The organism is Stieleria sp., assembly GCF_041595215.1.
Lineage (GTDB): Bacteria > Planctomycetota > Planctomycetia > Pirellulales > Pirellulaceae > Stieleria > Stieleria magnilauensis.
This window is the reverse complement of record NZ_JBFHKV010001310.1, coordinates 1-2071: the sequence shown is the minus strand read 5'-3', so window position 1 is coordinate 2071 and position 2071 is coordinate 1. Positions and strand designations below refer to the sequence as shown.

The following is a 2071-nucleotide window of genomic DNA, read 5'->3' as shown; positions in this document are numbered from 1 at the left end:
GGATAACCGACCTGGATCACGCCGGAGACCGTGCGGGCGTTCAACTGACGTTGGACGAGTAGACGATTGAAGTCGGTCAGCTGCACGTTGTCGCTGAATCGCAATTCGGGCGTGTCGGTTCCTGAGCCGCGGGGCGGTGACGAGACGGTGGCGTCGCCGAACAGGAATTCATTGGGGATCAGCGGTTTCGCCCCGCCGGTCTCGTCGCTCCAGATAAACGGAGTGTCGCGTCCCGATAGGGTGGCGGTGTAGGCGACGTTGCCGTGGTTGTTGATCGAGACGCCGGAACCGATTCGATCGTAATCCTTGCCGACGACGTCAAAGCTGTACGCCGAGGGACCGCTGCGCACGATGATCTCCACCACGCCCTCGCTTGTGGATTCGAGGGGCGCAGCGGGACTGAGAGTTTCGCTCGGGCCGGCAGCGGATGACGAAGGAACTTCTGTGAGCGTGTAGGTGAAGCTGTCGATGACGTCGACGCCGGCGGCTTGTAGATCGCGAAGCGTTTGGCTGGCGGTCGGGTCGTATCTGAAACTGCCGTCGGGTCGGACGGTCACTCGTGCACCGTATTGGCTGAGTCCGTCGAAGGAGGCGGCCAAGACGGTGCCGCTGGACGCCGAGTCGGGATCGTGGTCGTTGGTCAAAACACCTTCGTCGGCGGGGACTTCGATCGTCTGTGACGCGACGGTCCAATAGCCACGTTCGATGTCGTCGATGCCCGCGATCGGCGCGTCGTCGACGCCGTGAATCTCGACGGTCACGGTCGCGGTCGACTCGGCACCTTGATCATCCAAGACGACGTAGGTGAACGTGTCCACTGCCGTTTCGCCTTCGGCAAGATGGTCAAAGACACCCTGCGGGTCATAGTCGAACGTGCCATCGGGACGTAACGAGATCGCCGCGCCGCTGACTGAATGCGAGGCGGTTTGACTGGGATCGACGATCAGCGGTGGCGGTGAGTCGTTGTCGAAATCGTTGGCCAGCAAACCGTTGCCGATGTTGGTCGTCAGCAGGCCGTCTGCCGGCACGCCGATGTACACGTCATCGACCGCAGAGGGAGCGTCGTTGGTGCCGACGACGGTGAGCGTGATCGGTTGAGCGGCCGAGAGGCCCAGGCCATCCGTGACGCGGAACAAGAATGTGTCTTCGGTGGTTTCGCCTTCGGAGAGCGATTGAATCGCGAGGACGCCGGAGGAGTCATAGGTAAACGTTCCGTCTGGCCGGATCGAGACCATGGCGCCGAGCGAGCTAGTGACGACTTCTTCCACGGCGGCCAATTCCGGATCCGAGGGCAGATGGTCGGTATCGACGGCACCGGCGAGGAGGGAATCGAAGGTGGCCTGATCGATCACTCCGTCTTCGGTAAGGCGAGCCGTTCCAGGGGCGGCGCTGGGGGCGAGGTTGATCGGGCTTTGAACCCAAACGCTCGCGGTCGATGAATGGGTCACACCGTTGGGGTCGCTGATTGTGTAAGTGATCCGATCGATCCGATGTTCGCCGGCGGCCAGCGAATCCAGCGCGGCGACGCCTCTCGGGTCATAGACGATCTGGTCGGCGGACAGGTCGCCCCCAGACAGTGTGACCGCGGCACCAAGCAGGCTGGTTGCTTCAACCGACGTGATCGCGAGCGAGTCGTTGACATCGGGATCGATGTCGTTTCGCAGCAGATCCGCAGGGTCAATGATCGATGACCCACCGGCGCGGGTGTAAAGCGAAACCGCCGCGTTGGAAGGTTCGTCGTGGACGGCGACGGGAGGTTGGTTTTCACCTTCGATCGTGATCCAAACCGTTGCGGTGTGCAGGCTGAAGTCGGCGGCGCGGACGGTGTAGGTGAACGAGTCTGTGATCGATTCTCCCAGCCCGATTCCGGTGTAAACATCCGCCGGAACCAGTGTGAAGCTGCCATCGGAGGCGACCGTGACGCTTGCTCCCCACCGAGTCGCAGCGTCGGCGCGCCACACACCGGTGATCCCCGAGGCATCGTTGCCGAGCAGGCCTCCGGAAGCGTCGACGGAGAGCGATTCGGATGCGTTGCCGCGAAAGTAATCAGTCACCGCGACGGCATCGGTTG

The 2071-nt window shown here is 62.5% G+C and carries 1 protein-coding gene; it reads right to left on the bottom strand.

From position 1 onward, the window contains the following. Positions 1-2071 (bottom strand): Ig-like domain-containing protein (locus ABX749_RS30850; protein ID WP_372899414.1); only part of this gene is annotated, 2071 nt, incomplete at both ends.